This window comes from Mesorhizobium sp. M7A.F.Ca.CA.004.06.1.1 (assembly GCF_003999135.1).
Classification (GTDB): domain Bacteria; phylum Pseudomonadota; class Alphaproteobacteria; order Rhizobiales; family Rhizobiaceae; genus Mesorhizobium.
Window position 1 is genome coordinate 1 of sequence record NZ_RZPQ01000285.1, and the last position, 6668, is coordinate 6668.

Annotated in this window: 5 protein-coding genes; 1 reads left to right on the top strand and 4 read right to left on the bottom strand. The window is 63.4% G+C overall.

Annotated elements, in window-relative coordinates:
* Window positions 1-114: 114 nt before the first annotated feature.
* From lysA to argH, 3 genes are all read right to left on the bottom strand, one after another.
* A complete protein-coding gene (gene lysA, locus EN906_RS17865; protein ID WP_127272539.1) occupies window positions 115-1383 on the bottom strand; it encodes a diaminopimelate decarboxylase in 1269 nt (422 codons plus the stop codon).
* Between the two features lie 63 nt (window positions 1384-1446).
* On the bottom strand, window positions 1447-1653 hold the full coding sequence (locus EN906_RS17870; RefSeq protein WP_023811112.1) for a lipoprotein: 207 nt from the start codon (window positions 1651-1653) through the stop codon (window positions 1447-1449).
* A 141-nt stretch (window positions 1654-1794) separates the two neighbouring features.
* A complete protein-coding gene (gene argH / locus EN906_RS17875) occupies window positions 1795-3195 on the bottom strand; it encodes an argininosuccinate lyase (protein ID WP_127271598.1) in 1401 nt (466 codons plus the stop codon).
* 35 nt (window positions 3196-3230) lie between these two features.
* Here argH and EN906_RS17880 point away from each other — a divergent pair, with 35 nt between their 5' ends.
* Window positions 3231-3920: a TlpA disulfide reductase family protein gene (locus tag EN906_RS17880; RefSeq protein ID WP_127272540.1), complete on the top strand. Its 690-nt coding sequence runs from the start codon at window positions 3231-3233 to the stop codon at window positions 3918-3920.
* 1 nt (window position 3921) lies between these two features.
* Here the strand turns inward: EN906_RS17880 and EN906_RS17885 are convergent, their stop codons facing one another.
* Entirely contained in the window at window positions 3922-6354 is a 2433-nt protein-coding gene (locus EN906_RS17885) for an EAL domain-containing protein (RefSeq protein WP_127269633.1), read from the bottom strand.
* Window positions 6355-6668: the final 314 nt, after the last annotated feature.

The window sequence follows — 6668 nt, forward strand, 5'->3', positions numbered from 1 at the left end:
GTGCCTGATATAGGAGCGGATGCGCGGTTCCATCGCGGCAATGCGCTCGCGTGTGACGGTGATGCCGTTCGTCATGATTGCTCCCTGGGACGGGTAGGTGTGTTTCCGGCGCTCCTATGCAAGCCAGTCGGGCATCGAATCCAGCCCAATCAGGTCGTCATAGGTCGGGCGTGGGCGCACGATGTGGAACCGGTCGCCGTCGACCAGCACCTCCGGCACCAGCAGGCGGGTGTTGTAGGTGCCGGCCTGCACCGCGCCATAGGCGCCGGCGGTGGAGACGGCAATCAGGTCGCCGGCCTTCAGCCTGGGCAGATCGCGGTCCAGGCCGATATAGTCGCCGGTCTCGCAGACCGGGCCGACCACGTCGACCATCATGCGCGGCGTGTCGGCCGGCGGCTGCACGACCGGACGGATGTCGTGGAAGGCGTCGTAGAGCGTCGGCCGGATGAGATCGTTCATGGCGGCATCAACGACGAGGAAGTTCTTGGCGTCGCCTTCCTTCACGAAAATCACTTCCGAGACGAGGATGCCGGCATTGCCCGATATCAGCCGGCCAGGCTCGAACATCACCTTCAGCCCGAGCTTGGTGACATGCTTCCTGACGATCTGGGCATAGGCGTCGGGCAGCGGCGGCGGGTTGTTGTCGATGCGGTAGGGAATGCCGAGCCCGCCGCCGACATCGATATGCTCGATGGCATGGCCGTCCGCCCGCAGCGCGCCGACCAGATCGACAAGCAGGGCGAAGGCATCGTCGAAGGGCTGCAGCTCGGTGATCTGGCTGCCGATATGGGTATCGATGCCGGTGATCCTGATGCCGGGAAGCTTTGCCGCGCGGGCATAAACCTGCCGCGCCCGCTGCCACGGGATGCCGAACTTGTTCTCGGCCTTGCCGGTGGAGATCTTCTTGTGGGTCTTGGCGTCGACGTCGGGATTGATGCGCAGCGAGATCGGCGCCACCTTGCCAAGGGCGGTGGCTCGCGCCGACAACAGCTCGAGTTCAGGCTCGGATTCGACGTTGAAGCAAAGGATGCCGGCGGCAAGGGCAAAGTCCATTTCGCGCGCGGTCTTGCCGACGCCCGAAAACAGGATCTTGCCGGCCGGAATGCCGGCGGCCAGCGCCCGGCGCAATTCACCTTCCGAAACCACGTCGGCGCCGGCGCCGAGCTTGGCCAGCGTCCGCAGCACGGCCTGGTTGGAATTGGCCTTCATGGCGTAGCAGACCAGCGCGTCGAGCCCGGCAAAGGACTGGGCAAACACCCGGTAGTGCCTGGTCAGGGTCGCCGTCGAATAGCAGTAGAATGGCGTGCCGATCTGTGCGGCGATGTCGGGGATCGCCACGTCCTCGGCATGGAGCACGCCGTCGCGGTAGTCGAAATGGTTCACGAGAGTGGTTCCGGAAGTTGGGGCGCGATGAGATCGGGTTGAAAGGCCCGGCTCTCGTCGGCTCTAGATCAGCGGGTCGAGGATGAATTTCTTGTCCTTGACCGGTTTTTCCGGCTCCGGCGGCACGGGCTGGTGGGCCTTTGAGGCATCCTTGCGCGCCTGCACGGCCGCCTCATAGGGCGTGTCGAGAGCGCCCCTCCTGCCGCAGGCCGAAACGGCCGCGATCGCAACCAGCAGCGTCAGCGTCACCAAAATCCTGCTTCCGGTCATCGATCCATCCGTCCGAAACGTTTGTCAGCCGCCGCTTTTAGCCGAGTTCTCGGCGCATTGCACCCCGGATATTGCTCGTCGCAATATCCGAGATATTGCCCGTCGCAATATCCGAGATATTACTGCTCGCAATATCCGGCATTACGCTTTCGCCAGCCGCTTTTTCCAGGCGCGGATCTGCTTCCTCACTTCCGACGGCGCCGTGCCGCCGAAACTGGTGCGGCTCTTGACCGAGTTCTGCACCGCCAGCACCGAAAATATGTCGGCCGTGATGCCGGAATTGATCGCCTGCAAATCCTCCAGTGAAAGCTTCTCCAGCCCCACCTTCCTGTCTTCGGCCAGCGCCACCGCCCGGCCGGTGACATGATGCGCCTCGCGGAACGGCAGGCCGAGCGTGCGCACCAGCCAGTCGGCAAGGTCGGTTGCTGTCGCGTGGCCGGAGCCGGCGGCCTTCTTCATCGCGGCCGCGTTGACCGTCATGTCCGAGACCATGCCGGTCATCGCCGCCAGCATCAGGTCGAGCGTCTCGGCGGCGTCGAACACCGATTCCTTGTCTTCCTGCATGTCCTTGCCATAGGTCAAAGGCATGCCCTTCATCACCGTCAGCAGGCCGACCAGATGACCGGTGACGCGGCCGGTCTTGCCGCGCACCAGTTCGGCGGCATCGGGGTTCTTCTTCTGCGGCATGATGGAGGAGCCGGTGGAAAACGAGTCCGACAGCCTGACGAAGCCGAACTGCGGCGTCGACCAGATGATGATCTCTTCGGCCAGCCGTGACAGATGCGTGGCGCAGATCGCCGCCACGCCGAGGAACTCGAGCGCGAAATCGCGATCCGAGACGCTGTCGAGCGAATTGCGCATCGGCTCGCGGAAGCCGAGCGCCTTGGCGGTCCGGTGGCGGTCGATCGGGAAGCTGGTGCCGGCAAGTGCGGCGGCACCGAGCGGGCTTTCATCCATCCGCTCGATCGCATCGCGCACGCGCGACAGGTCGCGCGAAAACATCTCGACATAGGCCATGCAGTGATGGCCGAAGGTCACCGGCTGGGCCGCCTGCATATGGGTAAAGCCCGGCATCACGGTCGCGGCATGCTCCTCGGCCCGCTCCAGCAGCGCCTCGATCAGCCCTTTCAACGCCTCGGCGACGCGAAAGCATTCATCCTTGACCCACAGCCGCAAATCGACCGCGACTTGATCATTGCGCGAGCGGGCGGTGTGCAGCCGGCCGGCCGCCGGGCCGATCAGATCGGCGAGGCGCGCCTCGATGTTCATGTGGATGTCTTCGAGCCGTGTCGAAAACTCGAAGCTGCCGGCCTCGATCTCTTTCAGGATCGTGTTCAGCCCGTCAGCGATTTTTTCTTGGTCGGCCGCCGAAATAATGCCCGTTTGCGCCAGCATCTCGCTATGGGCGATCGAGCCTTTGATGTCCTGCGCATAGAGTTTGCGGTCGAAGGAGATAGACGCGTTGATCGCTTCCATGATCGCGGCCGGACCCGAGGCAAAACGTCCGCCCCACATCTGGTTGCTGGTTTTCTTGTCGCTCATGGCTATAACCCGTGCTTCGGAGCAGTTTTGAGAAAATGGCAGACGGTAGTAGATTCTTCCCGGCCCCGCGCCTGATCCTCGCCGCCTTGGTGGCGGGCGCGCTGGCGGGCGCGGTCGCGGTATATGTCAGCGAGAGCCGGTCTGGCAACAATGCACCGGCACAAGCTGCCATGGGTGACAGCAGGGACGACGTGACCTGCGCGGCCAAGAGCGACCGCGCCAAGAAAGTCGTGGCGTCGGCCACCGGTGAGGTTGCGGCACTTTTGCCGGCCGATCCGCCTCAATCCCTGAAGAGCCTTGCCTTCAATGGTCCGGACGGCAAGCCGATGACGCTTGCCGATCATGCCGGCAAGACGGTGCTGCTCAATCTGTGGGCGACATGGTGCGCGCCGTGCCGTGCCGAAATGCCGGCGCTCGATGCGCTGCAGAAGGAAAAGGGCAGCGACTCCTTTGAAGTGGTCGCCGTCAACGTCGATGCCGGCGACGATGTGAAGCCGAAGAAGTTCCTCAGCGATACCGGCGTCGCGACGCTCGGCTATTACCGGGATTCGACGATGACGCTGTTCAACGACCTCAAGAAGCGCGGCTTGGCGCTAGGCCTTCCCGTCACCATGCTGATCGACGGCGAGGGCTGCCTGATCGCCCACATGAACGGCCCGGCCGAATGGTCGGGGCCGGACGCCAGGCGGCTGGTCGAGACGGCACTCAAGCCCGAGAGCCTGTAGTCTAGCGTGTGGCTAGCGCGGGTGCGGGCGCGAAGGCCAGAACGCTTCTGTCGCGCAGGCTGGCGGGTTTGCTGCCGACAGCGGGTGCGACGACGCCGGTCAGATCGCCGAATTCCTCGATGAGAGCCGGCTTGCCGATATAGTAGCCCTGGCCGATCTCGCAGGCTTCGGCGTCCAGGAACTTCAGTTCGCCGAGCGTCTCGACACCCTCCGCCAGAACCGGCAGGCCGAGCCCGCGTCCAAGTCCCAGGACGGCGCGCACGATCGCCGCGACCTGGCCGTTCTTGTCGACGGACTTGATGAATGAGCCATCGATCTTGATCTTGTCGAAGGGAAAGGCGCGAAGGTTGGAGAGCGAGGAATAGCCGGTTCCAAAATCGTCCATGGCGACGCGCACGCCCAGCGCCTTGACCTGCCGCAAGGTGGCCAATGCCCGCGGCATGTCCTTGACAAGCGCCGTCTCGGTGATCTCAAGCTCGAGCCTGCCGGGCGCCAGGCCGGAATTCAGCAAGGTTTCGTGGACCTTGCGGCTGAAATTCGTGTTGTGGAGCTGCACCGCCGAAACGTTGACGGCCACCGTCAGCGGATTTTCCCAGCGGGCGGCTTCCTCGCAGGCGGCCGTCAGCACCCATTCGCCAATCTGGCCAATGGCGCCGCTGTCTTCGGCGACCGGGATGAATATGCTCGGCGAGACGTCGCCGCGCGTCGGATGCCGCCACCGGACCAGCGCTTCGAAACCGACCATCTTCCCGCTGCTGATCTCCTTCTGCGGCTGATAGACGAGGTAGAACTCCTGGCGTGCGACCGCCTGGCGCAGTTCGTGCTCCATCACGCGCTTGTCGCGGGCCTCGGCCCCCATCGAAGCTTCGAAATAGCGGTAGGTGTCCTTGCCTTCGGTCTTGGCCCGGTAGAGCGCGGTATCGGCGTGGCTTATCAGGCTGGCCTGGTTTTCGGCATCCGATGGATAAAGCGCAATGCCGATGCTGGCCGACACCAGGCCGCCGCCGACCGAGAGCCGGTTTTCCTCGCGCATGGCGGTCAGCACGGCGTTGGCGATACGGCCCGCCTCCAACGGGTCGGTCAGGTTCGGCGCGATGATGGCGAACTCATCGCCGCCCAGCCGCGCCACCATCTGTCCTTGGCGAAGAATGCCGGTAACGCAGTGCGCAACCTTCTGCAGCATGGCGTCGCCCGCGCCGTGCCCATACAGGTCGTTGACCTCCTTGAACCGGTCGAGATCGAGCAGCAGAAGCGCAAGCTGGCCGCCTTTCCTGGTCCGGCCCATCGCAGCGATTTCCGTCTCCAGCCGGCCGGAAAAGCTGCGGCGATTGGCCAGTCCGGTCAATGGATCGAAATGGGCAAGCCGCAGGATCTCCTGTTCCGCCTTCTTGCGCTCGCGAATGTCGCGGACCGCGACCACGTTGTGAGGCTTGCCACAATAGTCGATGCTCCTGGCGATCAGCTCGACAGGAATGCTCGTGCCATCGCGGCCGCTCAATTCGGCCTCCTGCGGCTGTTCGCCGAAGCCCGACATGTCGGATCCGAAGAGATCGCCAAGCTGCATTCCGTTCAGCGTCGCTGTTGCGATGCCCGTCAATGTCGCCATGCTGTCATTGGCACTGATGATGCGGTGGCCGTCGCAGACGATCAGCCCCTCCACGGCGGCATTGGCCAGGCCGTGCATGCGGTCTACCTCGAGCTTCTGGCGACGGAAGCGCAAATCGATCCACAGCGCCGATGCCGACAGAACCAGGATCACCAGTGTGGCGGCGGCGGCCGCAAAAGCCTGCGAGGTCGGCTCGATCGTATATTCGGATATGACGATCGAGGGATCGGGGAAGATCGAGACGGCACCCATACCGATGAAATGCAGGGTGCAGATTGCCAGCGTCAGCAGCACCGCGCCGCCGGATGTCGCCTTCAAGGAGGGACGGCGCTGCACGACACGCAGCGCCAGCGCCGCGAGCGTCACGCCGGCCAGAAGGGAAACGGCGACAAGCAACAGGTTCCACTCGATGCGGCCCTGAACCTCGAACGCCGCCATACCGATGTAGTGCATGGCCGCGATACCGCCGCCCAGCACGGCGCCGCCGACGAGATGATAGTCGAACTCATTCCGCAAGGTGGCGATCCACATGCCGGCTGCCGTCAGAGTGACCGAAGCAGCGAGCGAAAGCACGGAAAGTGCGGGATCGTAAGCACTGGGTATGCCCGGTGTGAATGCGAGCATGGCGATGAAGTGCGTTGCCCAGATGCCGAAGCCGGTCGAAGTGGCCGCGATCATCAGCCAGGCAAGCCGGTTCCGATCGGTGGAGCGGCTTATGTGATGAAGCAGGTTGACGGCAGAGAAACAGGAAATTCCGCAGATCAGCGCGGCGAGTGCGACCAGTCTCAGATCGTGTTCGTTGACGATACAATTGTAGACCGTCAGCATTTTATTTCACCTGATCTTTGGAAATAAACAGGGCAGCAGGATTGAGTAGCGCGTTGCCGTTGAGGGATCGATAAAGTCGCCTGCAACCTTGGCGTGTCTCTTCGGGTTGCAGCGGCTGCAATCAAGGCTGCCACCCCGAAAGGCAGCTTGGCAGTTCCGACGGTGGTTCCTGGCGCTTGTCGTCGCGCTAAGCCGGCTAACCGTGTGGCTTTCCATGCGTCCAAGCGGAGGCGAGGTGGCGTGAGGTAAAGGGGTGAAGTTCGTCGATCTGCAACAAAACCGTTGTCTGATTGTCATGAGCGACACATATTGCC